This window comes from Streptomyces sp. NPDC048288, assembly GCF_043201555.1.
Lineage (GTDB): Bacteria > Actinomycetota > Actinomycetes > Streptomycetales > Streptomycetaceae > Streptomyces.
In genome coordinates this window covers 31,211-53,803 of record NZ_JBICZD010000025.1, presented here as the reverse complement: position 1 = coordinate 53,803, position 22,593 = coordinate 31,211, and the positions used below count along the sequence as shown (strand labels likewise).

Genomic DNA, 22,593 nt, shown 5'->3' with positions numbered 1-22,593 from the left:
CCGGCAGGACACCGGGTGCGGGCCGTACGACCGTGGAGGCATGACCACGGAGATAACCGCGCCCACCACCACGGAGACGGCCGAGCCGGCCACCACGGAGCCGCTCGCGCCCGTCCGCGAGACCGCGCCGCCGGTCGAGCCGCCGGTGCGGGACTGGCCCGCGCTCGACCTGGAGGGGACGGACTTCGACCCGGTCCTCGCCTCCCTGATGACGGAAGCGCCGGTGACCCGGATCCGGCTGCCGTTCGGCGAGGGCTGGGCGTGGCTCGCCACCCGGTACGAGGACGTCCGGACCGTCACCAACGACCCGAGGTTCAGCCGCGCCGAGGTCACCCGGCGCCAGGTGACCCGGCTCGCCCCGCACTTCAAGCCCCGGCCGGGCTCGCTGGCCTGGGCCGACCAGCCCGACCACAACCGGCTGCGCAAACCGCTCGCCGGTGCCTTCACGGTGGGCGCGATCAAGCGGCTGCGGCCCCGGGCGCAGCAGATCCTCGACGAACTGGTCGACGGGGTCCTGCGGGACGGGCCGCCCGCCGACCTGATCGAGCGGGTCCTCGAACCGTTCCCGATCACCGTGGTCAGCGAGGTGATGGGGGTGCCGGCGGCCGACCGGGAGCGGGTGCACGCCTGGACCCGGCAGATCATCTCCACGTCCGGCGGGGTGGAGGGCGCGGACCGGGCCAAGCAGGGCCTGTACGGGTGGATCACCGAGGCGGTCCGCGCGCGGGGCGACGGGTCCGGCGACGACGTGTACACGCTGCTCGGGCGTGCCGTGGCCGGTGGCGAGATCGGCCTGGAGGAGGCCGTGGGGCTGGCGGGCCCGCTGCAGATCGGCGGCGAGGCGGTCACCCACAACTGCGGCCAGATGCTGTTCCTGATACTGACCCGGCCGGAGCTGATGGCGCGGATGCGGGACCGGCCGGTGGAGCGCGGTCCGGTCCTGGACGAGCTGCTGCGCTGGATCCCGCACCGCAGCACGGTCGGGCTGGCCAGGATCGCCCTGGAGGACGTCGAGTTGAGCGACGGCACCCGGATCGCGGCCGGCGACCCGGTGTACGTCTCCTATCTCGCCGCCAACCGCGATCCGGCCGTCTTCCCCGACCCGGACCGCATCCTCCCGGACCGCGAGCCCAACCCGCACCTGGCCTTCGGCAACGGCTCGCACTACTGCACCGGCGCGGTCCTGGCCCGGCTGCAGACCGAACTGCTGGTCGACACCCTCCTCGACCGGCTGCCGGGGCTGCGGCTCGCGGCGCCGGCCGGGGAGGTGGAGTGGCGGCGCAAGACGATGATCCGGGGGCCGGTGACGTTGCCTGTCGTGTGGTGACGGGAGGGTGGTATGTCACATACCACCCCCACCGCTATGTGACATACCACCGGGCCCGGTTCAGGCCCGCAGCCACTCCGTCACGATCACCTCGCCCCCGGCCCGCAACCGCAGTGCGAACGGGCCGGACGGTGGGGTGGTGGCGGTGAAGCGGCCCATGCCGTCGACCGTGAGCGGGTGGGTGGCGGCGGGGCCGCCGAGCACCTCGATGTGCGCCGACTGCGGGGGCAGCACCTGCCCGAGCAGCCCGTCGTCGGTGACCTCGACGTCCACGGTGAGTTCGCCCGCCCGGAAGGTCAGCATCCGGGGCGGGTCCTCGACGCCTCTGACCGGGATGGCGTCGACGAGGGAGTCGAAGGTCAGCTCGGCGATCCGGGCGTCCAGGTCGTGCAGCGCGTAGGCGTCCATGGCCAGTTGGAGCAGCCCGGCGGGGAGCGGGTCGAGGACGGCGGCCGCCTGGCGCAGTTCCTCCTCCAGGAGATCGGCGCCGAAATCGGCGTCGTCGAGACCTTCGTCGTCCGGGAAACCGTCGTCGTCGGTCATCTCACACCGCTCCCCTCGCGTCGAGCCGGGCCCGCAGCCGGCGCAGACAGCGCTGGCGCAGCGGGCCGATGCTGCCCACGGCGATGCCCAGCGCGACGGACACCTCGACGTAGCTGGGCGGCGGCGAGGTCATCAGGACGCGCAGCAACTGCCGGCAGCGGTCGCCGAGTTCCTCGAACTCCTGCCACAGCAGGCGGACCCGCTCGGTGTGGTCCGCCTCGTCCTCGGCGTCGATCAGGGACTGTTCGGGCGTGCGGTCGTCGCTGACCCGGTCGAGGACCTGGGGGTCGTCGGTCGGCAGCAGCCTGGTCAGTCCGCGGATCACCTTCAGGGACTCGTTGCGTGCCGTGCTGGCCAGCCAGGAGCCCGCCTTGTCGGGCTCCCGGATACGGCCCAGGTGCTGGGCGAACCGGAACCACACGGTCTGGTACACCTCGTGCCCGTCGGCGTCGGAGAGCCGGTGTGCGCGCACCACCGACCACACCAGTGGGCTCAGCCCTTCCACGAGCGCCTTCCAGGCCGCCGCGTCGCCGTCGACGGCGGACTGGACCAACGCGCCGACCTCTGCTCGGTCCACGGCCCCACCCCTCGTGTACGGCAAGTCATCGTACGCCGTGGAAGGGAGTGTTCCGGACCTCAGGGCGTCGGTGCCAGTTGTACGACCGGGACCGGCTGCCAGCTCGCCGGGCGGAGCGCCGGGACGGTCGCCCCCCGCACTTCGGCGTACTCCGTGATGCTCTGCAGGAGTTGGGCGCCTGCCGTGCGCGGGTCGGCCTCCTGGGTCGTGGTCATCCGATCGGCGACGAGGCCGGCGGTGATGGGGGTGGCGAACGACGTTCCGCTCCACTGTGCGAACCCTTCGAACATCACTTGGTCCGGTTTGCCGGGGCCGGTCGTCCCGGTGTCGGTCAACACGCCGGTGTGGCGCGGGTACTGGCAGGTGCAGGCGTAGGTGAAGCCGAACCGGCAGGCTTCGTAGGTGGTGTGCTGGTAGACGTAGGGCACGGGGGCGTCGAAGCCGGCCATGGCCCCGATCAGCTGCTCGCCGGGGGCGTAGACCTTGACCCAGCTGCCGTGGTTGGTGAAGCAGGCGCCGTAGTCGCCGTCGCTGCGCAGCGCGCCGACCGAGAGCACCGTGTCCTCGTAGCCGGTCAGGTCGGCGCAGGCGGCGGGCCAGAAGTTGGTGGCGCTGCCGTTGTTGCCGGCGGCGGCGACGAGCAGCGTGGACTGGTCGCGCATCGCGTCCATGAAGGCCTCGACGGCGAGCAGTCCGTCGGCGCTGCCGTTCGAGGTGCCGGCGGAGAGGCTGATGATGTCGGGCCAGCCGTGCTGGTCGACCGCCTCGAAGAGCTTGGCGCCGAACTCGGACTCCAGGATGGCGCCCGCGTCGTTGAGGGTGTTGGTGACGGTGATGTCGGTGTTCGGGGCGAGGGCGGCGATGAGTCCGGCGATGAACGTGCCGTGGCCGACGTACTGCTGGAGGATGCCCTCGGCGTCGGTCTCGGCGATCTGCAGGTCGCCCTGGACGCGGGCGAGGAGCGGGTAGGAGCGGTAGTCGTGCACCAGGCCGGTGTCCATCACCAGGACGCTGACGGCGGTGTCCGGGTCGTAGCTCCCCGCCACGGCCTCGGGGTTGGGGGTCTGGGTGAGCAGGGCGGGGAGCGGTTCGCACGGGTTGCAGGAGTTGGCGTTGCCGGTGGTGGACACGATGTGGTTGCGGCTGACCATGCGGCGCCCGGTGCGGCCCTCCGCCTCCCGCAGGGCGCGCAGCGCGTGGCGGACGGCGCGGTCGCCGCTGCGGTCGCCCTGGTTCGGGTCGCCGACCTGGATGCGGGTGACGCCGGTGCGGTTGGTCTCCGGTCCCGCCCTGCGCACGTGGTCCTCGACCAGGTCGGCGGTGGCGGTGAAGTGGGCGCGCACGGTGTCCTCGACGACCCGTGCCTCGGCGCCGTCGCGGGCGAGGACGACCCCCTTCTCGTACAGGAACTCGCCCGCGTCGTCGGGCCCCATCGCCAGTGGAACGTCCGGCATGGAGCGCTGGATCTGATCGAACTGCTCATGGAATCGCTGAGGTGCCATGGCCTGTCTCCTCCCCCAGAAACGGCGTACTTCAGTCAGACTCGCCAGGCCGCTGCTTGATACAGCGTCAAACCTGTGGGGCATGTCTGCCCAGGCCACTACCATCCGAGGGGTGAGTGCGCGAAGCGATTCGGTTACGGAACTCCTGCCGATGGTGTTCGCCGCCCCCGGCGAGGCCCTGGCGCGGGCGGAGAACGTCCTGCGGTCCGATCCGTCGCCGCTCGACGCGTCCGTCGCGCACCAGGTCATCGGTATCTGGCAGCGGGACTTCGGAGACCTGGCCGTGGCCCTCGACCATCTGCGGCGCGCCCGGGACTTCGCGGCCCGGGCGGACTCGGCGGACCGGGAGGCGGACGTCCTCGCCGCTCTCGGGGTCGCCCTGGTGCATGCGGGGCGTACCCGGCAGGGGCTGGCCGCGCTGGACCGCGGGGTGGCCCGGGGCACCGGGCACACCCGGGCGCGGGTGCTGTACCGGCGGGCGTTCGCCGGGTGGGTGCTGGGCCGGCACCGGGAGTCCCTGGAGGATCTGCGGCGGGCGATACCGGTGCTGCGGCAGGCCGACGACGTCATCTGGACCGCGCGGGCGCTGAGCGTGCGGGCCACGGTGCATCTGGCGATGGGCGCGGTGGAGCGGGCCGACGCGGACTTCACGGCGGCGGAGCTGCTGTGGGAGACGACGGGCCAGGAGCACGACAAGGCGGTCGCCGTGGAGAACCGGGGCCTGGCCGCGTACCGGTCCGGCGACATCCCGGCGGCGCTGCGGCTGCTGGCCGAGGCCAAGGAGCGGTACGACGAGCTGGGCACGCCCTCGTTCATGCTGTACATCGCGCGCTGCGACGTGCTGATGGCGGCCGGGCTGGCCCCGGAGGCGCTGGCCGAGGCGGACGAGGCGATCGTCACCCTGGACCGGATCGGCGGGCAGTCCACCCGCAAGGCCGAACTGCTGCTGACCGCCGCCCGGTCCGCGCTCTCGACCGGGGACGCGCAGACCGCGATCGCGCGTGCCGCCGTCGCGGTGCGGCTGTTCTCGGGGCAGCGGCGGTCCTGGTGGGAGACGCATGCCCGGCTGGTGCTGATCGAGGCGCGGGTGGCGGGCGGGGCCGCGTCGGGGCGGCTGGTGCAGGACGCGTCGGCGGTCGCCGACAAGCTGGCGTCGTTCGGTGCGCCGGCCGCGCCGGAGGCCTCGCTGCTCGCGGGGCGGATCGCGCTGGCGCTGGGCTGGACGGCGGACGCGGAACGGCATCTGGCGGTGGCCGCGCGCAGCCGGCACGTCGGGCCGCCGCTGGCCCGGATGACCGGGTGGGCCGCGCAGGCGCTGCGGGCCCGGGCGGCCGGTTCGCGGCGGGGTGTGCTGGAGGCCTGCCGGCGCGGTCTGGACGTCCTGGACGACCACCGGATGACGCTGGGCGCCTCGGAGTTGCGGGCCCGGGCCACCGCGCAGGGCGCGGAACTGGCGGCGCTGGCCCAGCAGGCGAGTCTGGCGCACGGCGGGCCGCGCCGCCTCCTGGAGTGGAGTGAGCGCTGGCGGGCCACGGTCCTCTCCGCGCCGCCGACCCGGCCGCCCGCGGATCCGGGGCTGCTCGCCTCGCTCACCGCGTTCCGCGAGATCGCCTCCCGCGCGGAGGACGCCCGCCGGCAGGGCCGTCCGGTGCCCGCCCTGGAGCGTGAACAGCGGCGCCTGGAACGGGAGATCCGCTCCCGCACCCACCACATCGGCGGCGGCGCGCCCGGCGGGGGCGACCGCTTCGATCCGGTGCGTCTCCTGGACCGGCTCGGTGAGGCCCGGCTGATCGAACTCGCGGTCCTGGACGGCCGGGTGCACATCCTGCTGTGCGGGCAGGGGCGGGTACGGCGGTTCGAGGGCGGTCTGCTGGCGGAGGCGGCCGCCGAGGCCGAGCACGTCCAGGCGGGGCTGCGGCGGCTCGCGCATCCCGGGGCGGAGGGGCGGCTGGCGGTGGTCGAGGCGGCGGGGCGGCGGCTGGAGGAGTTGCTGCTGGGCGCGGCGGCGGACCAGCTGGGCTCGGGGCCGGTGGTGATCGTGCCGCCGAGCACGCTGCACCGGGTGCCCTGGGCGCTGCTTCCCTCGCTGCGGGAGCGGGTGCTGAGCGTGTCGCCGTCGGCGGGCAGCTGGCTGCGGGCCCGGGAGACCGAGCCGCCGCCGGGCGGCCGGCATGTGCTGGTCCGCGGGCCGGGGCTGGCGACCGAGGGTGCGGAGGTGCCCGAGGTGGCGGGCCACTACGCGACGGCCACGATCCTGGAGCACGACGACGTCCAGGTGCCCCGGGTCCTGGAGGAGCTGGACGGGGCCGCGCTCGCGCACATCGCCGCGCACGGCACCTTCCGTGCGGACAGTCCGCTCTTCTCCTCCCTGCGGATGGCCGACGGCCCGCTGATCGTGCACGACTTCGAGCGCCTCGCCCGCAGCCCGTACCGGATCATCCTGTCCAGCTGCGACACCGCCCGTCTGGCCACGGTCGGCGCCGACGAACTCCTCGGCCTCGTCACGGCGTTGCTGCCGCTGGGCACGGCCGGGGTGGTCGCGAGCAGCGCCCCCGTCAACGACGCCGCCGTCGTCCCCCTGATGCTCGCCCTCCACAAGGGCCTGGGCGCGGGCCTCTCCCTGGCGGAGGCCCTCCGCGACGCCCGGTCGGCCCTCCCGGGCGACGCCCTCCACCAGGCCACGGGCTGGGCGTTCGCGGCGTTCGGGGCGGCCTGAGCGCCTCCGGCCGCCCCCGCCCCGAACGGCCGGCTCCGGTTACGCCGACTTCCGGTCCGGCTGGTCCAGCAGCCAGGGCAGGGCGGTGCGGTCGGTGGTGCCGAGGCGGGTGTAGGCGCTGTAGAGGTGGTTGCCCACGGTGCGGACGGAGAGGGTGAGGCGGTCGGCGATCTGGCGGTTGCTGAGGCCGGCGGCGGCGAGGGTGACGATCTGGCGCTGGCGGGCGGTGAGTTCGCCGAGGACCAGGCCGGACAGGGCCGGGGTGCGGGCGCCCTGGCAGCGGCGGGCGAGGGCGACCGCGCGGGTGCGGGCCATCCGGGCGGCGCGCGGGTCTCGGTGGGCGCGGCCGGCCTGGGCGTGGGCCTCCGCCGCGAACAGCAGCAGACCGCGTTCCGCCAGGGTCTCGGCGGCCCGGTCGAGGGCGGGTCCGTCGCCGCGGGCGAGGGCCTCGGCGTGCCGTGCGAGCACCCCGTCCAGTCGCCCCGCGGCCTCCTCGGGCGCCCCGAGCCGTACGGCTCCGTAGTGCGCGAGACCCCCGTCCTCGCGCACTACGGAGCCTTCCCCCGTCTCGGCGGCGGCCCGGGCGAGTTCGGCACGGCAGGAGGCGTCGCCCGGCGCCGTCCGCAGTCCCTCCCTCGCCCACGCCGCCGCCTCTCGCAGCTCCCCCCGAAGCCGCGAGTACCGGGCACGCACGGCCGCGTACCCGGCCGGTACGGGCAGGTCTCCCGACGCCAGCCACTCCCCCACCGGGGCCGGCACCTCCCGTACGTCCAACTGCTCGATGTGTTCCGCCAGTCGCTGTTCCTCGTCCTTGAGAGCGGGCTCGCACTGGTCGGGGGTGCGGGCCAGCCGCCGGGCCCGGAGCCGGCCGGCGCGGGCGCGCAGCGCGGGGCCGTGCAGGGGGTGGGCGAGGCGGACCAGGCCGTGTTCGTCGACGTGGATCAGGCCGTCCGTCTCCAGCCGTTCGAGGGTGCCGAGGTCCAGGTCGTCGTCGAGGTGGGGTGGCAGGGGTTCGGCGAAGGCGAGCCGTTCGAGGGTGTCGCGCTCGGCGGGGTCCGGCCGGTCCAGCAGCGGTGCGATGCGGTCCCGTACGGTCGCGGTGAGCGGCAGCGGGCCGCGCCAGGCCCATTCGCCGGTGTCCGGCACCCGGGTCAGCGGGCCGGACTCGCGCAGGGCGCCGAGCAGGTCGCGCAGCAGCCGCAGATCGCCCCGGCACACCCGGTGCAGCCGGCGCACGGTGAGCGGGTCCAGGTCGGCGCCGGCCAGCAGCCGGGCCGTCTCGTCGTACGGCAGTGGCTCCAGGGCGAGACGGGTGAGGAGTTCGCCGGTCCAGAGCCGGGAGACCGCGTCGGGCAGGGGGGCCGGGTCGGCGGCGGTCACCAGGAGGCGGGTGCGGCCGTGTACGGCGAGCTGGTGGACGAGGGCGGCCGAGGCCTCGTCGAGGAGGTGGGCGTCGTCGACGGCCAGGAGCCGTACCCCGGACAGGTGACGGAGCGCGCCGGGCAGCGAGACCCCGTCGGGGAGCAGGTGCGCGAACGCGGCGAACGGGAGGGTGCTGGTCGCGGGGGTGCCGGTCACCCGGGCGCAGTCGGTGCCGCGGACGGCCTCGGTGATCAGCCGGGTCTTGCCGCTGCCCGCCGGGCCGGTCACCACGACGCCCTGCCGGCCGGCCACCGACGACCGCCTGACCAGCTCCAGTTCGTCCTCCCGGCCGGTGAACGGCCAGGGCAGTTCGAGGGTCCGTGCGTCCTGTTCGTAAGTCGTCACACGAGTATGAGTCGGGTTACTCAGCTCTGATACAGGGGGACTTGAGTAGCTTCCGACTCAGGCGCCCGGCCGGGTGAAACGGCAGTCTGGGGCGCATGACCCGACGCTACTGCTCGCTTCCGCAGCAGTCGGACCCGGTGTTCGCGCCGGGCCTGGCCGCCGAGCGGCTCGGCGCGCTCGTGGGCGGGCGGCGGATGTGGGTCAACGGCACGGTGCTGCACTACTACTTCTTCGACGCCGACACCGACACGTCGGTGATCCCGGTCCCGGGGACCGCGGAGACCCGGCCGGTGCCGTGGGCCGGTGCGAAGGAGCAGCGGGACCTGGTGCGCGAGTGCTTCCGGGAGTGGCAGGACCTGGGCATCGGGGTGCGGTTCGCCGAGGTCGCGGACCGGCGCGAGGCCGAGCTGCGGATCGGTTTCCAGCTGGGTGACGGCTCCTGGTCGGCGGTGGGCCGGGACGCGCTCTCGGTCGGCCGGGGCGAGCGCACCATGAACCTGGGCTGGGATCTGACGGAGCCCGGCGGGCGGTGGACGGCGCTGCACGAGATCGGGCACGCGCTGGGCATGCGGCACGAGCACCAGAGCCCGTTCGCCGGTCTGCACTGGGACGACGAGGCGGTGTACACCGATCTCTTCGGCCCGCCGAACCACTGGAGCCGGGACAAGACGCACTTCAACATCCTGCGCACGCTGGAGCCTTCGGAGGCCAACGGCTCGGTGTGGGATCCGCAGTCGGTGATGCAGTATCCGTTCGGTCCGGGGCTGATCCTGGAACCGGAGCAGTACCACAACGGTCTGTACCCGCCGGGGTCGCTGTCCCCGGCGGACAAGGAGTTCGTGCTCCGCTGGTACCCGCCCGCCGACGCCCCGGCCGCGCTGGTGCCGTTCCGCTCGGCGCCGTTCCGGCTGGGCCCGGGCGAGCAGGCGGACTTCGCCGTGGAGCCGTCGGAGACCCGCGTCTACAACGTGGGGACCTTCGGCGAGAGCGACTGCGTCGTCGTGGTCTTCGAGGAGCGCGACGGGGAACCGCGCTACCTCGTCGGCCACGACGACGGAGGCACCCCGCACAACACGAGGATCAGGGTCCGGCTCGTCAAGGGCCGCCGTTACTTCGTCCGCGTCCGTCTCCATTCCACATGGGGGTCGGGGGAGACAGCGGTCATGTGCTGGTGAGACCGGCACAGACCCGCGACGCGGAGGTCGGACCACTGTCCGGCGCCGGGGGAAGCGGCTGCGGGACGTCACCTTCGGGGGAGGGAGACGTCCCGCAGCCATACCCGGCCGGGGACGAGTACGGGCGGAGTGGGCCGGGTGCGGCTCACCGTCTCGCCCATTCCTGGGCGAGGAGTTCGTAGGAGCGGACGCGGTCGCGTGGGTCGTGGGTGATCGTCGTGATGAGCAACTCGTCGGCGCCGGTGGCCTCCTGGAGCTGTTCCAGGCGGTCGGCGACGTGCTGGGGGCTGCCGGCGAACTGGGTGTCGAGGCGGTCCTGGACCAGGGCGCGGTCCTCGGCCGTCCAGACATGGGCGCGGGCCTCCTCGGGCGTGGGGAAGGGAATGGCGCCCTCGGCCGTACGGATGCTGCGGACCCAGGGGCCGTAGCCGGTGGCGAGTTCGCGGGCGGTGGTGTCGTCCTCGGCGACCACCACGTCGGCGGAGACGCTGACGTAGGGCTTGCCGAGGCGGTCGGAGGGCTGGAAGAAGGAGCGGTAGCCGTCGACCGCCTCCAGGACGGTGGCCGGACTGACGTGGTAGTTGGCGGCGAAGGGCAGGCCCCGGGCGCCCGCGGCCTCGGCGCTCTCGCCGCCGCTGCTGCCCAGGATCCACACCTCGATGTCGGCGCCCTCCCCGGGGACGACATGGGCCTCAGTGCCGTCCTCGGTGCGGTAGGTGCCGGCGAGCAGCGCGAGGATGTCGTCGAGCTGCTGGGCGTACTCCGGGGACTCGGCGTTCGGGAGCAGGAGCAGCCGGCGCTGGAGGGCGATGCGCGGGGAGCCGAGGAGGTGGGCGAAGGAGAAGCGGGGCGGGATGAGGAGGCCGCCCGGTGCCCGGCCGTCGACCACGGGGGTCGCGGTGGCCGGCGGGGTGGTCCGCTCCCCCGGTGGCCGGCCGGCGGAGCGGCCCAGGCCCAGGTCGAGGCGGCCCGGGTGCAGGGCGTCGATCAGGCCGAACTCCTCCACCGTGGACAGCGCGGTGCGGTGGCCCAGCTGTACGGCGCCGGAGCCGAGCCGGATCCTGGAGGTCGCGGCGGCGGTCAGCGCGAGCACGACCGCCGGGGAGGTGCCGGCGACGCCCGGGTTGAGGTGGTGCTCGGCGAACCAGTAGCGGGCGTAGCCGAACTCCTCGGCCCGCCGGGCGAGTTCGATGGAGTTGCGCAGGGCGTCGGCGGCGGTGGCGCCGCTCGGGATCGGCACCAGGTCGAGGACGCCGAGGGGGATGTCAGACACGCGCGGGCTCCTCGACGGCCGGCAGCACGGGGGCCCAGGCGAACGGCGGGTCCGGGATCTCCTCACGGAGCACGGGCGCGACCGCGGACTGGAACAGTTCGAGGGAGGCGCGGTGCTGAGTGTCCGTCAGACCGCCCGCGTCCGCGTGCAGATGCAGGACGGTGTGCCCGAACCGCTCGTGGTAGCGGTGGACCTTGTCGATGATCTGCTGGGGGCTGCCGATCAGCGCCGAGCTGCGCTCGACGAAGTCCTCGACCGTCTCGAAGACCACCGGCAGACCGGCCTTCCTCTGGAACGCGAGGTTGCTCTCGAAGATCGGCCGGTACACCTCCACCGCCTCCTGCGAGGTGGGCGCCGCGTACAGGCCCGCGCTGCCCGCGCCGACGGCGATGGCCGCCGGGTCGTGGCCGTGGTGCTCCCAGCGCTCCCGGTAGTACCGGATCAACTCGGCGTACGGCTCTATGGGGTTGGTGACGTTCGCGGAGAACAGCGGGTCGCCGTAGCGGGCGGCGAGGTCCACGGACTCCTTGCTGGTGGCGCTGCCGTGCCAGACCCGGACCGGCTGCTGGTAGGGGCGCGGCCAGACCTCCGCGTCGGTCAGCGGCGGGCGGAAACGCGTGTCCGCGGTGACCTTGTCCTGCCGCCAGATCCGCCGGAACACCTCGTAGCTCTCGGCGTTGCGGTCCCACTGGTCCTCGGGGGTGACATGGAACAGCTCGCGCTGGGCGGCGCCGTTGCCCTTGCCGATGATCAGGTCCAGGCGGCCCTCGGAGAGGTGGTCGAGGGTCGCGTAGTCCTCGTACGCCCGGACCGGGTCCAGCAGGCTGAGCGTGGTGACGGCGGTGAAGAGCCGGATGCGCCGGGTGCGGGCGGCGACATGGCCGAGGACGACGGTCGGGGAGGAGGAGAGGAACGGCCGCTCGTGCCGCTCCCCCACGCCGAAGCCGTCGAAGCCCAGTTCCTCGGCGAGCACCGCGTTGTCGAGGACCTCCCGGAACCGGTCGTGGGTCGGCTTCCGGATGCCGGTGAGCGGGTCCGGGCGGTGCACGATCAGGGTGATCGCCAGGAACTTCACGACGCGGCCCGTTCGGTGCGCGCCCGGTCGGGGTGGGTGAGGCCCAGGTGGTCGCGGAGCGTGGTGCCCTCGTACTCGGTGCGGTACACGCCCTGTTCCTGGAGCAGCGGTACGACCGTGTCGGCGAAGACGTCGAGGCCGCCGGGGGTGATGTGCGGGACCAGGATGAAGCCGTCGGAGACGTCGGCCTGCACGAAGTCGTTGATCGTCTTCGCGACGGTGTCCGGGGAGCCTACGAAGGTCTGCCGGTTGCCGGTGTTGATCACGAGGTCGCGGATGGACCACTTGTTGGCCTCGGCCAGCTCCCGCCACTCACGGGCGATGGCGAGCGGGTCGCGGTACATCCTGACCTGGGCCCGGCCCCGGGAGATGTGCTCCTCGCCGACCAGCGGGTCGACGTCCGGCAGCGGGCCCTCCGGGTCGTACGACGACAGGTCCCGGTTCCAGACGAACTCCAGGTGCTTGAGGGCCGTCGCCCCGCTGACCTGCTGCCGGCGCACCTGGTGGGCGATCTCCTCGGCCTCCTCGTCGGTGTCGCCGAGGACGAAGCTGGCGGCGGGCAGGATGAGCAGGTCGCCGGGGGCCCGGCCGTACTTGGCGAGGCGGGACTTCACGTCCGTGTAGAAGGCCTGGCCGGCGTCGAGGGTGGCGTACCGGCTGAAGATCGCGTCGGCACCGGAGGCGGCGAACTCGCGGCCCTCGTCGGACTCGCCGGCCTGGAAGATCACCGGGCGGCCCTGCGGGGAGCGCGGCACGTCGAACTGGCCGTGGATGTCGAACTGGGCGCCCTTGTGCACGAAGGAGCCCGCGCCCGCGTCCCGCAGGAAGGTGCCGGTGGCCTGGTCGGCGAGGATCTCGTCGCCGTGCCAGGAGTCGAAGAGCTCGTTCGCGGTGGCGAGGAACTCCTTGGCGCGGGAGTAGCGCTCGTCCTGCGGGAGGAAGCCGCCGCGGCGGAAGTTCTCGCCGGTGAAGGCGTCCCAGGAGGTGACCACGTTCCAGGCGGCCCGGCCGCCGGAGAGGTGGTCGAGGCTGGCGAACTGGCGGGCCACCTCGTAGGGCTCGTTGAAGGTGGAGTTGATGGTGCCGGTCAGGCCGAGGTGCTCGGTCACGGCGGCGAGCGCGGCGAGGATCGTGAAGGTGTCGGGCCGGCCGACCACGTCCAAGTCGTATATTTTGCCGCCCTGTTCGCGCAGCCTCAGGCCCTCGGCGAGGAACAGGAAGTCGAACTTTGCGCGTTCGGCGGTCCTCGCGAAGTGCGCGAAGGAGCTGAACTCGATGTGGCTGCCGGCGGCCGGGTCGCTCCACACGGTGGTGTTGTTGACGCCCGGGAAGTGGGCGGCCAGGTGGATCTGCTTCAGCGGCTTGCTCATGACGGGGTGCGGTCCTTCCGGCTCAGGCGGCGGCGTAGCGGTTGGCGGGGCGGGCGAGCCCGAGCAGGCCGCGCAGGGTGTCGGCCTCGTAGGCGGTCCGGAAGCGGCCGCGGCGCTGGAGTTCGGGGACCAGGTCCGCCGTGATACGCGGCAGGTCGTGGCCGAGGACGGCGGGCCGGAGCCGGAAGCCGGTCAGCCCCTCGGCCGCGAACTCCTCCAGGAGATCGGCGAGTTGGGCGGCCGTGCCGGTGAAGATCCGGGTGTCGCTGGTGAGCGCTCCGCCGTCCAGGGCGTCCAGGCGTTCCTTGCGGGCGGCGGCGGTGGCCGGGTCGTCGTCCAGGAAGACCACGAGGTCGCCGAAGACGTGCACGGTGTCGCCGGCGCGTCCGGCGGCCTCCTGCTCGGCGCGGATCTCGGCGACGATCGCACGGGCCTCGGCGGTGTCGTGCGGGGTGATGTAGCCGACGTCGGTCTGGCGGGCGATCAGTCGGTAGGGGACGCTCTGGTGGCCGAGGGCGGTGACGAGCGGCTGGCCCTGCGGCGGGCGCGGGGTGATGGAGGGGCCCTTGACGCTGAAGTGGCGGCCCTCGAAGTCGATGTAGTGCAGCTTGTCGCGGTCGACGAAGCGGCCCGTGGCGGCGTCCCGGATCTCGGCGTCGTCCTCCCAGCTGTCCCAGAGCCGGCGCACGACCTCGACGTAGTCGGCGGCCTCGTCGAAGTGGTCGTTGAGCCGCTCCTGCCCGGCCGGGGACCGCAGTTCGGCCAGGTCGATCGGCGGGAAGGTACGCCGGCCGAAGTGGTCCGCCTCGTGCGGGCGGGCGGAGATCTGCACCCGCAGCCCGGCGCGGCCGGTGCTCACGTAGTCCAGGGTGGCGATCGCCTTGGAGATGTGGAACGGCTCGGTGTGGGTGGTGATCACCGTCGGCACCAGGCCGATGTGGCGGGACAGGGGCGCGACCCGGGAGGCGGTCAGGACGGCGTCCAGGCGGCCCCGGACCTGGTCGGTGCGGCCGTCCGGCTCGCCGAAGTGCGAGGACTGCAGGCCGAGGCCGTCCTCGAAGGTGACGAAGTCGAGCAGTCCGCGCTCGGCCTCGGCGACCAGGTCGGCCCAGTATCCGGCGGTGAACAGGTCGCGGGGGCGGGCGGCCGGCTCGCGCCAGGAGGCGGGGTGCCAGCCGGTGCCGTCGAGGGCGACGGCGAGGTGCAGGGGAGAAACGGGTGCTGAGGACACGGAGGTGCCTTCCTGAAGATCCGTACGAGGGCACGCCGGTGCGGGGGCGTGGCGGGGTGGGAACGGGTCAGGAGCAACAGAGCGCGGCGGCCACGCGCTGGAGGTCGATGTGCGGCCGGGAGTGCAGGACGGTCCGGCGGCTGGGGCTGAGGACACGTGTCACGTCCCGCACCTCCCGGCCTGCTCGGCGTGGATCCCGTCGTGACTCACAACTGACCGGCGTTCGTGGATGTTCCCGGGGTGCGCAGCAGCAGAATGCGGCCGCGCAGTCGCTCGGTGAAGCCGATCGACTCGTAGAGCCGGATCGCCGTGGCGTTGCCCGGTACCGCGTGCAGGAACGGGGTGTCGCCACGGTCCCGGATGCCGACGGCGACCGCGCCCACCAGGCGGGTGGCCAGCCCCAGGCCCCGGTGGTCCGGGTCGGTGCAGACGGCGCTGATCTCCGTCCAGCCCAGCGGCCGCAACCTCCCCCAGCCTTCGGCCGGGGGGACCCCCATCTCGCTTCGCTCGGCGAGGTGGGCGTGTGGGCCGGTGAGGGCGGGCCAGACGGGGTTGTCGAGCGGTGTGGTGTCGGGTGTGAGGGGGGCTCCGCCGCCGCGGAGGTCGGTCTGGACGGTCACGGAGGCGGAGTCCTTCCTCAGGAGCCGACGGGCGTGCTGGTGCGGGCGGTCACGAGTTGTCGAGGGGCAGTCCGGGCGGGTTGACCTCGGACTTGGCGACGGCCTCGTCGGAGAGGTTGTAGGCCTTGAGCCACTCGGCGTACTGGCCGTTCTTGATCAGGTAGTTGATGGCGTCCGCAAGGGGCTTGGCGAGTCCGCTGTCCTTCTTGGCGGTGGCCGCGATCAGGCCCTGCAGACTGGCGCCGGCGCCGGAGTAGGTGCCCGCGGTGCGGGTGGCGTTGGGCGTGTTCGCGGTCTGCTTGTTGTGGTAGGCGAAGCCGGGGTTGGGACCGAAGGAGGCGTCGATCTTCCCGCTGTTGAGGGCCAGGAAGGTGCTGGTGCTGTCCTGGAAGTACTTGACGGTGAGCTTCTTGCCCTCCTTGGCCAGCTTCGCCTGCCACTCCAGGAGGATCTTCTCCTGGTTGGTGCCGGAGCCGACGGCGATCGTCCTGCCGGCGAGGTTCTCGTAGTCGCCGTCGAAGTTCCAGGTGCTCTTCTTCGGCACGATGAAGGCGAGGTTGTCCTGCCGGTAGGAGGCGAACTCGTACTTCTTCTTGCGCTCTTCGGTGATCGTGATGTTGGAGAGGGCCACATCGACCTTGCCGCTGTCGATGCCGACGAACATGTTCTCCCAGGTGGCGTTCTTGACCTCCGGCGTGAGTCCGAAGACGGCGGCGATCAGGCGGGCGAGGTCGGGCTCGGAGCCGGTGAGGGTCTTCTGGTCGCTGCCGACGTAGGCCAGCGGCGGGAATCCGGCGGGCAGGGCGCCCTCGCCGATGACGAGCCTGCCGCTCTTGCGGACGGCCGCCGGCAGTTCGGCGCTGATGGACTTGACCTCGGAGACCTTGATGGTGGTCTGGGTGCCGGCGCCGTTGGAGACCCGTCCGACGACGACCTCGCCGGACTTGGCGCCGGCGGTGGTGGTGGCCGCGTCGCTGTCGCCCCCGCAGGCGGCGAGCCCGGTGGCGAGGGTGGCGACGGCGGTGGCCGCGGTGATGCCTCTGAGCAGGCTGCGTCGGGTGAGGTGGGTGGGCATGGCCGTTCCTTGTCGCTGGAAGAGGAAGAGGGTGCTGAGGGTGGGCGTGGGGGGAAATCCGGGGGGTGCGGCTCACAGGACCTTGCTGAGGAAGTCCCTGGTCCGTTCGTGCCGCGGTCTGTCGAGGACCTCGGAGGGCGGGCCCTGCTCGACGATCCGGCCCTCGTCGATGAAGACGACCCGGTCGGCGATCTCGCGGGCGAAGCCGATCTCGTGGGTGACGATGACGAGCGTGGTGCCGCTGGTGGCCAGGTCCTTGATGACGGCGAGGACCTCGCCGACCAGTTCCGGGTCCAGGGCGGAGGTGGGCTCGTCGAAGAGGATCACGCCGGGGCGCAGGGCGAGGGCGCGGGCGATGGCGACGCGCTGCTGCTGGCCGCCGGAGAGCTGGCGGGGGTAGGCGCCGACGCGCTCGCCGAGGCCGACCCGCTCCAGGAGTTCCTTGGCCAGGGCCTGTGCCTCGGGCTTGGTGAGCTTCCCGGTGGCGACGGGGGCGGCGGCCACGTTGTCAAGGACGGTCAGGTGCGGGAAGAGGTTGAAGTTCTGGAAGACGAAGCCGATCCGGCCGCGCTGGGCCAGGATGGCGCGCTCGCTCAGCTCCTTGAGCCGGTCGCCCTGCCGCTTCACCCCGATCGGTTCGCCGTTGATGCTGACATGGCCGATCTCGGGCTTCTCCAGGTGGTTGATGACCCTGAGGAGCGTGGACTTGCCCGAGCCGGACGGGCCGAGGACGACGGTGACCTCGCCGGGGCGGATGGTCAGGTCGATGCCGTCGAGGACGCGGTGGGCGCCGTACCACTTGTGGACGTCGTGGATCTCCAGGGCGGCGGGGGCCGTCTCCAGGGTGTCGGTGCTGCTCATACGGCGGCCTCCCGGCGGATGCGGGCCCGCAGGTCGGTGAGGCCGCCCCGGAGCTTCTGCAGGGGCGTCGGCGGCAGCGCGCGGGTGGCGCCGCGGGCGTAGTACCGCTCGACGTAGAACTGGATCACGGAGACGACGCTGGTCAGGATCAGGTACCAGACGGTCACCACCAGGAGCAGCGGCACGATGTCGCCGGGGTAGGTGGAGCCCATGCTCTGCGCGGTGCCGAAGAGGTCGAGCAGGGAGACGTAGAAGACCAGCGAGGTGCTCTTGATCAGGCCGATCAGCTGGTTGACGTAGTTCGGGGTGATCGACCTGAGGGCCTGCGGGAAGACGATCCTGCGGAACTGGTAGCCCTTGGGCAGGCCGAGCGCGGCGGCGGCCTCGTGCTGGCCCTGGTCCACGGAGAGGATGCCGCCGCGGACCACCTCGGCCGCGTAGGCGGCCTCGTTGAGGCTGAGGCCGATGACGGCGATCACCATGTCGGTGGCGAGCTTCGACTCGTCGAAGGAGAAGAAGGCCGGCCCGAAGGGGACGCCGACGCTCAACGTCTGGTACAGGGCGCTGAAGTTGTAGAGGAAGAGCAGGACGACGATGAGCGGGATGGAGCGCAGTGCCCAGACGTAGGTCCAGCTGACCGCGCGCAGCACCGGGCTCTTCGAGAGCCGGGCCAGGGCGAGCAGGATGCCGCCGAGCAGGCCCAACACCGCGCTGTAGGCGGTGACTTCGAGGGTGATGACCAGTCCGTCGAGGAGGGTCGGCCGCAGGAACCAGTAGCCGAAGCGGTCCCACTGGTAGAAGGGGTTGGTCACCAGCCCGTGGGCGAACTGGGCGACCAGGACCAGGACGACGGCGGTGGCGATCCACCGTCCGGGTCGGCGCAGCGGGAGAACTCGCTGTGGAGCCAACGGTTTTGACGGTTTGTCAGCGGGGGGTGCGGCAGGCGCGGTGATGGTGGCGCCTGGGGGTTCACTCATGGCGGGCTCCGGCGGAGTCGGACACCCCTGGTCCCACGGCCGGGAACGCGCTGCCGCGCCGTGTTCGGGCACGGCACGGCACGCGGGGCGCGCGGGATGCGGGGGTGGGCGGACGGCGTCACACCGGGCGGCCGGTGTCTACGTCAGAGAAGCGGTGTCCACGTCAGGGAAGCCGAGTCGCGAGAACCGCGGGGCGCAGGCGGAAGTGCCTGGTCAGACCCGACAGCGGGCGCGGCCCGGTGCGGTACACGCGCTACACAGGGCGCTGTTGACGCGGAGCAGGTCGACGGCACGGTCGGCGACGAGCGGGCTCGGATACGGCTGTACGCAGCCCTGGGCACGGCGCTCGGCCGTCCTGGAGGCTGCGTACATGTCCGTCACCTGTCTTGTGTGATGGCCCCGGGGCGGGGCCTCGCGCTTACCGAACGTCGTCATCCGGTCCGGTCGTCACCTGGGGCACCCCACCGCGGTGCGAGGGTTGCCGGTCAGCAAGCCAGGGCTTGATGCTGACGCTCTTGACCGTTCTGGTCCGTAAGTAACGCAGTTGCCCGATCGAATGTCAACGCCTGTCCAGCCGGCGGAACGGTTCGGGCCGCTCTCACCTGCGGGAGACGTCCGCCGCGTGGCCGGCCCAGTCCAGGATCTGGACGGCCGCGCCGGCGGCTTCCAGGCCCTGGCAACGGCCGTGGTGGCGACGGGCGATGCCGTCGAGGTCGAGGTGGGCGCCGAAGGCCGGATGCGCGGCCAGCCGCCGGGCGTAGGCCCACAGCGCCGGGTGGTCGGCGATGCGGTGCACGGCGGAGGCGTCCAGGTGGGTGCGGTGCACGGTGTCGAGTTGCACCAGCGCCACCCACAACTCGATGTCCGCGGCGGTGAGCTGACCGCCGATCAGGAACTCCGCTCCGGTCAGCCGGCGCTCCAGCTCGTCCAGGGTGGCGAGCAGGGTCTCCAGTGCCTCCGGGTCGCCGCCCTCGCGCCCGGCGCGCTGTGCGGCCTGTTCGACGCCCTCCGCGCAGAGCCGCTCGACGGCCTCGATCTCGGCCTCGGCGCCGCGCGGGTGGAGCCGGGTGACGCCGTCGCCGAAGTGCCGGTCCAGGTCGCGCAGGATGTCCCGGCTGTGGGTGCTGACGATCCGGCCGGACCAGTCGTCGCTGAGCACGGGCGCCAGGGCCGGTCCCACGTAGCGGTGGGCGCTCGCCTCGTACAGCGGGCGCAGCGCCGTGTGGCTGCCGTCGGGACAGTCGGGGACCGCGGGCAGGAAGGTGACCGGACAACAGTCGTCGAGGCCGAGCAGGCTGTGGCCGACGGCGATGCGCAGGCCGTCGGCGCAGGCGGTGGCCAGATGGAGCCGGTAGCGGCGCGGCACCGCGTAGTGGCCGCTGCGCGCGTCGCGGCCGATGCGGCCCCGGAAGGCGGGGGCGGTGCGGACGGACGGCAGGGCGGCGAGCGGAGTGATGGACATGCGTCTCCCCAGATGCGGGCGCGCGGACGTACGCGCGGCGGAAGCGTTCGTCGGTGGGCGGGGGCCCGGCTCGTACGGGGCGAGCGGGCGCTCAGCCTCTGCGGCGGAGGGCTCTGCGGCCGAGGACTCTGCGGTCGGTGGTGCCGAGGCCGGTGGCGCCGAGGCCGGTGGTGCCGAGGCTGATGGCGCTGCACACGCGCTGCAGATCGATGTGCAGGCGGGAGGTGAGCAGGGGGGCCGCCCAGGACGTACGGCTCTCTCGGCGCGGTCTGCCGGTGAGCGTGCGCACGCGACCCATCTTTCCCTACCTTTTCACTAGGATTCCCATCTGGAGTGTCGATCCGCCTCCGCCCCACGTCAAGAGGGCGTCCACGCCTGGGACACCCGGCCCCGGGTTGCCGCCGGACGGCGGGGGCGGTCCGCTTGGGACGCAGGCCGAGTGACAGGAGCCGGATCCGATGACCGAGCCCCCGGGCCCCGGGCCCGTCCCCGGGGCCGTGCCCGAGACCTTCGCGTTCGCCTGCGGGCGGTGCGGCAAGGCCTGGGAGGCCACCTTCCAGGCGGTGTTCTTCATCGACCCGATCGCCGACCCGGACCTGCAGAGCACCCAGGAGTACGTCGACGAGGCCGGCCGGGCGGTCCGCTCACCGCTCGCGGACGCGGTGTGCCCGCGCTGCGGCAGCCGCCGGGTGCGGATCACCGCCCCCGGAACATGACGCTCCCGCGTCCCGGCCCGGCACTCACCCGAATGGCCCGTGCGGGTGGTCCGTGGTCCCGGCGGATGGTGGCGTGGAGGGAGCTACCGCGTTCCCGAGGAGGCAGTCGCGATGACCCGTCCGTCCCGACCCGCGCGTGTTCTCGCCTCGGCCCTGGCGGCGGGATTCCTGCTCGCCACGGCGGCCTGTGCGGACGAGAGCGGCGCCCCCGAGGCCGTGTCCGTCTCGGCCGCCGCCGAGCGCTCCCCCTCCCCGTCGGCGACGCCCGCCCTGACCGGGGCCGGCGCGCAGGCCGCGCTGATCACGCCGGCCGACATCGAGAACGACTGGCAGGTCGCCACCGACGCCGCGACCTGGCGCAACTCCATGCTGATCGGCAAGGTCGACGTGGCCGGCTTCCTCACCGCCAAGTCCGACGCCGCCGACTGCCAGCGGCTGCTGGACGGCCTCTACTCCGACAGCCTCCTCGGCCGCGCCACCGGCGCCTCCGCGCTGCGCGGCTTCACCTCGGAGGACTCCCGGATGCTGTACCAGGTCGGGGACTACGGCTCGGCGGACGTCGACGCCACCCTGGACTGGATGAAGACCCTGCCGGAGAAGTGCAACCAGTTCACGGCGACCGGCCAGGACGGCGGCAAGCGGACCGTGCAGGTCGTGGCGTTGGAGGTGCCGAAGGCGGGCGACGCCCGGGAGGCCCTGACGGTGACCGTCCAGGGCACCGCCGCGGGTCAGCCGTCCACCTTCAGCACGGACGTCGCGGTCCTGCGCGTCGGCGCCTCCGGGGCGGCGGTCACCAACGGCGGCCTCTCCGCCGTCGACCACGACAGCACCGACCGCGCCGTACAGGCCGGCGCCCAGCGCCTGAAGGACGTGCTGTCCGGCAAGACCCCGGCCCCGCTGCCCAGTCAGTGGGACTGAGCAGGCGGGACCGAGTCGGCGGGACCGAGTCGGCGGGAGTGATCCGCGTCAGCCGATCCGGGCCCCGGTGCCGCTGACCCGGATGCGCAGGTCGCCGGTGCGCAGGGTCACCGTGAGTTCGCCGGGACGGCCCAGGTCCTCGCCCTGGTGCAGGGTGAGGACGGCGTCCTCGGGAACCAGGCCCAGCTCACGGACGTACACGCCGAACGCGGCGGCCGCGGCGCCGGTCGCCGGGTCCTCGACGACGCCGCCGACGGGGAACGGGTCCCGGACGTGGAAGACGGCCGCCGACTCCCGCCACACCAGCTGCAGCGTGGTCAGGTCCAGGCGGTGCATCAGGGCTTCGAGGCGCGCGAAGTCGTAGGCGAGATCGGCGAGCCGGGCGCGGGTCGCCGCCGCGAGCACGAGATGGCGGGCGCCGGCGAACGCGATCCGCGGCGGGAAGTCCGGGTCCAGGTCGGCGGCCGGCCAGTCGAGCGCGGCCAGCGCCTCGGCGAGGTCGGCCTCGGCGATCTCCTCGGTGTGCGGCTCGACGCTGGTGAGCGTGGCCCGGACCGTCCCGTCCGCCTCGGTCACCTCCACCGGCACGGTGCCGGCGCGCGTCGCGAACACCAGCTCCCCGGGGCCGGTCCGCTCGGCGAGCGCGACGGCGGTCGCGATGGTGGCGTGCCCGCAGAACGGCACCTCCGCCTTGGGGCTGAAGTAGCGGATGGTGAACGCCCGCCCCGCCGGTCCGCCGAGGCCCTCCGGGGGCGCCGTCAGGAACGCGGACTCGGAGTATCCGAGGTCGGCGGCGATGGCCAGCATGTCGCTGTCGTCCAGGGCGGAGGCGTCCAGGACGACACCGGCGGGGTTTCCCCCGTCGGGGGTGCTGGAGAAGGCGGTGTATCGCAGGACCTCGGGCCGCGGCGCGTTCGTCGTCATGATCCCGGCAACACGCGGCGCAACCGGGGCTATTCCTGGCCGGTACGGCGTCGGTTCAGTGTTCGGTGTTCAGTGGGACATGGGCTCCCCGGAGTTGCGCTGCGCGGTGCCCGCTTCGCCGTTGTCGCGGTGCCACTCGACGACGAGTTCGTCCCGGGCGCCGAAGCGGACCAGGTGCCGGCCGACGACACCCTCCAGGAGGTCGAGGTGGGCCGGCTCCGCCTCCACGGCGAGCAGTAGCGCGCCGTCGGCGGCGGTGAGGGTGCCGGTGCCGCCGTTGTCGAAGGCGAGGGTGCCGGTGCCGCTCTCCTCGTCCCAGTCGGTCCGGGAACGGCGGCCCAGATGCGAGGCGAGCTGCTTGGCGTAGCGGGCGGGGCGGTCGGTGGGGACACGGGCTTCGGAGCGGGCCATCCAGGACTCCCGGGGTAGCGGCGGGCGTACGTCGACGGGCCCACGCTACGTCGGGACGCGGGCCGGGGTGCCC

The 22,593-nt window shown here is 73.2% G+C and carries 22 protein-coding genes and 1 riboswitch; of the genes, 5 read left to right on the top strand and 17 right to left on the bottom strand.

What is annotated here, in order from left to right; all coding sequences use genetic code 11:
• Positions 1-40 precede the first annotated feature (40 nt).
• Positions 41-1,327, top strand: coding sequence for a cytochrome P450 (locus tag ACGFZS_RS48050; RefSeq protein ID WP_393800541.1), 1,287 nt, complete (start codon positions 41-43; stop codon positions 1,325-1,327).
• Positions 1,328-1,387: 60 nt separating this feature from the next.
• Here ACGFZS_RS48050 and ACGFZS_RS48045 read toward each other — a convergent pair whose 3' ends face one another.
• From ACGFZS_RS48045 to ACGFZS_RS48035, 3 genes are read right to left on the bottom strand one after another with little or no spacing between them, the layout of a single operon-like run.
• Positions 1,388-1,870 (bottom strand): hypothetical protein, encoded by a 483-nt coding sequence (locus tag ACGFZS_RS48045; RefSeq protein ID WP_393800540.1) that lies wholly within the window; start codon positions 1,868-1,870, stop codon positions 1,388-1,390.
• A 1-nt stretch (position 1,871) separates the two neighbouring features.
• Positions 1,872-2,471 (bottom strand): RNA polymerase sigma factor, encoded by a 600-nt coding sequence (locus tag ACGFZS_RS48040; RefSeq protein ID WP_393534234.1) that lies wholly within the window; start codon positions 2,469-2,471, stop codon positions 1,872-1,874.
• Between the two features lie 35 nt (positions 2,472-2,506).
• On the bottom strand, positions 2,507-3,949 hold the full coding sequence (locus ACGFZS_RS48035) for a S8/S53 family peptidase (protein ID WP_393800539.1): 1,443 nt from the start codon (positions 3,947-3,949) through the stop codon (positions 2,507-2,509).
• A gap of 151 nt (positions 3,950-4,100) precedes the next feature.
• Here ACGFZS_RS48035 and ACGFZS_RS48030 point away from each other — a divergent pair, with 151 nt between their 5' ends.
• Positions 4,101-6,665, top strand: a complete 2,565-nt coding sequence (locus ACGFZS_RS48030; RefSeq protein WP_393800562.1) for a CHAT domain-containing protein — start codon at positions 4,101-4,103, stop codon at positions 6,663-6,665.
• A 39-nt stretch (positions 6,666-6,704) separates the two neighbouring features.
• Here the strand turns inward: ACGFZS_RS48030 and ACGFZS_RS48025 are convergent, their stop codons facing one another.
• A complete protein-coding gene (locus tag ACGFZS_RS48025; protein ID WP_393800538.1) occupies positions 6,705-8,432 on the bottom strand; it encodes a LuxR C-terminal-related transcriptional regulator in 1,728 nt (575 codons plus the stop codon).
• Between the two features lie 95 nt (positions 8,433-8,527).
• On the opposite strand from ACGFZS_RS48025, the gene ACGFZS_RS48020 reads away from it, so the two are divergent.
• Entirely contained in the window at positions 8,528-9,607 is a 1,080-nt protein-coding gene (locus tag ACGFZS_RS48020) for a M12 family metallopeptidase (RefSeq protein WP_393800537.1), read from the top strand.
• A gap of 145 nt (positions 9,608-9,752) precedes the next feature.
• Here the strand turns inward: ACGFZS_RS48020 and ACGFZS_RS48015 are convergent, their stop codons facing one another.
• The 11 genes from ACGFZS_RS48015 to ACGFZS_RS47965 form a co-directional block, all read right to left on the bottom strand.
• Positions 9,753-10,880, bottom strand: a complete 1,128-nt coding sequence (locus tag ACGFZS_RS48015; RefSeq protein WP_393800536.1) for an LLM class flavin-dependent oxidoreductase — start codon at positions 10,878-10,880, stop codon at positions 9,753-9,755.
• Positions 10,873-11,955: an LLM class flavin-dependent oxidoreductase gene (locus ACGFZS_RS48010; RefSeq protein ID WP_393800535.1), complete on the bottom strand. Its 1,083-nt coding sequence runs from the start codon at positions 11,953-11,955 to the stop codon at positions 10,873-10,875. The genes ACGFZS_RS48015 and ACGFZS_RS48010 overlap by 8 nt, the downstream gene beginning before the upstream one ends.
• Positions 11,952-13,325, bottom strand: a complete 1,374-nt coding sequence (locus tag ACGFZS_RS48005; protein WP_393800534.1) for an NtaA/DmoA family FMN-dependent monooxygenase — start codon at positions 13,323-13,325, stop codon at positions 11,952-11,954. The genes ACGFZS_RS48010 and ACGFZS_RS48005 overlap by 4 nt, the downstream gene beginning before the upstream one ends.
• A gap of 22 nt (positions 13,326-13,347) precedes the next feature.
• Positions 13,348-14,556 (bottom strand): LLM class flavin-dependent oxidoreductase, encoded by a 1,209-nt coding sequence (locus ACGFZS_RS48000; protein ID WP_393800533.1) that lies wholly within the window; start codon positions 14,554-14,556, stop codon positions 13,348-13,350.
• 67 nt (positions 14,557-14,623) lie between these two features.
• The gene (locus tag ACGFZS_RS47995) at positions 14,624-14,719 is read right to left on the bottom strand and encodes a putative leader peptide (protein WP_355717949.1); all 96 of its coding nucleotides are present in this window, start codon (positions 14,717-14,719) and stop codon (positions 14,624-14,626) included.
• A 43-nt stretch (positions 14,720-14,762) separates the two neighbouring features.
• Entirely contained in the window at positions 14,763-15,176 is a 414-nt protein-coding gene (locus tag ACGFZS_RS47990; protein WP_393800532.1) for a GNAT family N-acetyltransferase, read from the bottom strand.
• Positions 15,177-15,225: 49 nt separating this feature from the next.
• Positions 15,226-16,251 (bottom strand): ABC transporter substrate-binding protein, encoded by a 1,026-nt coding sequence (locus ACGFZS_RS47985; RefSeq protein WP_393800531.1) that lies wholly within the window; start codon positions 16,249-16,251, stop codon positions 15,226-15,228.
• Positions 16,252-16,323: 72 nt separating this feature from the next.
• Complete coding sequence (locus ACGFZS_RS47980; RefSeq protein ID WP_393800530.1) at positions 16,324-17,112, bottom strand: amino acid ABC transporter ATP-binding protein; 789 nt, start codon at positions 17,110-17,112, stop codon at positions 16,324-16,326.
• Entirely contained in the window at positions 17,109-18,089 is a 981-nt protein-coding gene (locus ACGFZS_RS47975; RefSeq protein WP_393800529.1) for an amino acid ABC transporter permease, read from the bottom strand. The genes ACGFZS_RS47980 and ACGFZS_RS47975 overlap by 4 nt, the downstream gene beginning before the upstream one ends.
• 409 nt (positions 18,090-18,498) lie before the next feature.
• Positions 18,499-18,610, bottom strand: a riboswitch (SAM riboswitch).
• A 77-nt stretch (positions 18,611-18,687) separates the two neighbouring features.
• Positions 18,688-19,551, bottom strand: coding sequence for a glutathione S-transferase C-terminal domain-containing protein (locus ACGFZS_RS47970; protein WP_393800528.1), 864 nt, complete (start codon positions 19,549-19,551; stop codon positions 18,688-18,690).
• A gap of 91 nt (positions 19,552-19,642) precedes the next feature.
• Positions 19,643-19,840: a hypothetical protein gene (locus tag ACGFZS_RS47965; protein WP_393800527.1), complete on the bottom strand. Its 198-nt coding sequence runs from the start codon at positions 19,838-19,840 to the stop codon at positions 19,643-19,645.
• A 169-nt stretch (positions 19,841-20,009) separates the two neighbouring features.
• Here ACGFZS_RS47965 and ACGFZS_RS47960 point away from each other — a divergent pair, with 169 nt between their 5' ends.
• A complete protein-coding gene (locus ACGFZS_RS47960) occupies positions 20,010-20,267 on the top strand; it encodes a hypothetical protein (protein ID WP_393800526.1) in 258 nt (85 codons plus the stop codon).
• Between the two features lie 111 nt (positions 20,268-20,378).
• Positions 20,379-21,185 carry a hypothetical protein gene (locus ACGFZS_RS47955; RefSeq protein WP_393800525.1) on the top strand — a complete coding sequence of 269 codons (807 nt, stop codon included), beginning with the start codon at positions 20,379-20,381 and terminating at the stop codon, positions 21,183-21,185.
• A gap of 48 nt (positions 21,186-21,233) precedes the next feature.
• Here the strand turns inward: ACGFZS_RS47955 and ACGFZS_RS47950 are convergent, their stop codons facing one another.
• Both ACGFZS_RS47950 and ACGFZS_RS47945 read right to left on the bottom strand, forming a co-directional pair.
• A complete protein-coding gene (locus ACGFZS_RS47950; RefSeq protein ID WP_393800524.1) occupies positions 21,234-22,109 on the bottom strand; it encodes a PhzF family phenazine biosynthesis protein in 876 nt (291 codons plus the stop codon).
• Positions 22,110-22,178: 69 nt separating this feature from the next.
• Positions 22,179-22,520, bottom strand: a complete 342-nt coding sequence (locus ACGFZS_RS47945) for a DUF2218 domain-containing protein (RefSeq protein ID WP_393800523.1) — start codon at positions 22,518-22,520, stop codon at positions 22,179-22,181.
• Positions 22,521-22,593: the final 73 nt, after the last annotated feature.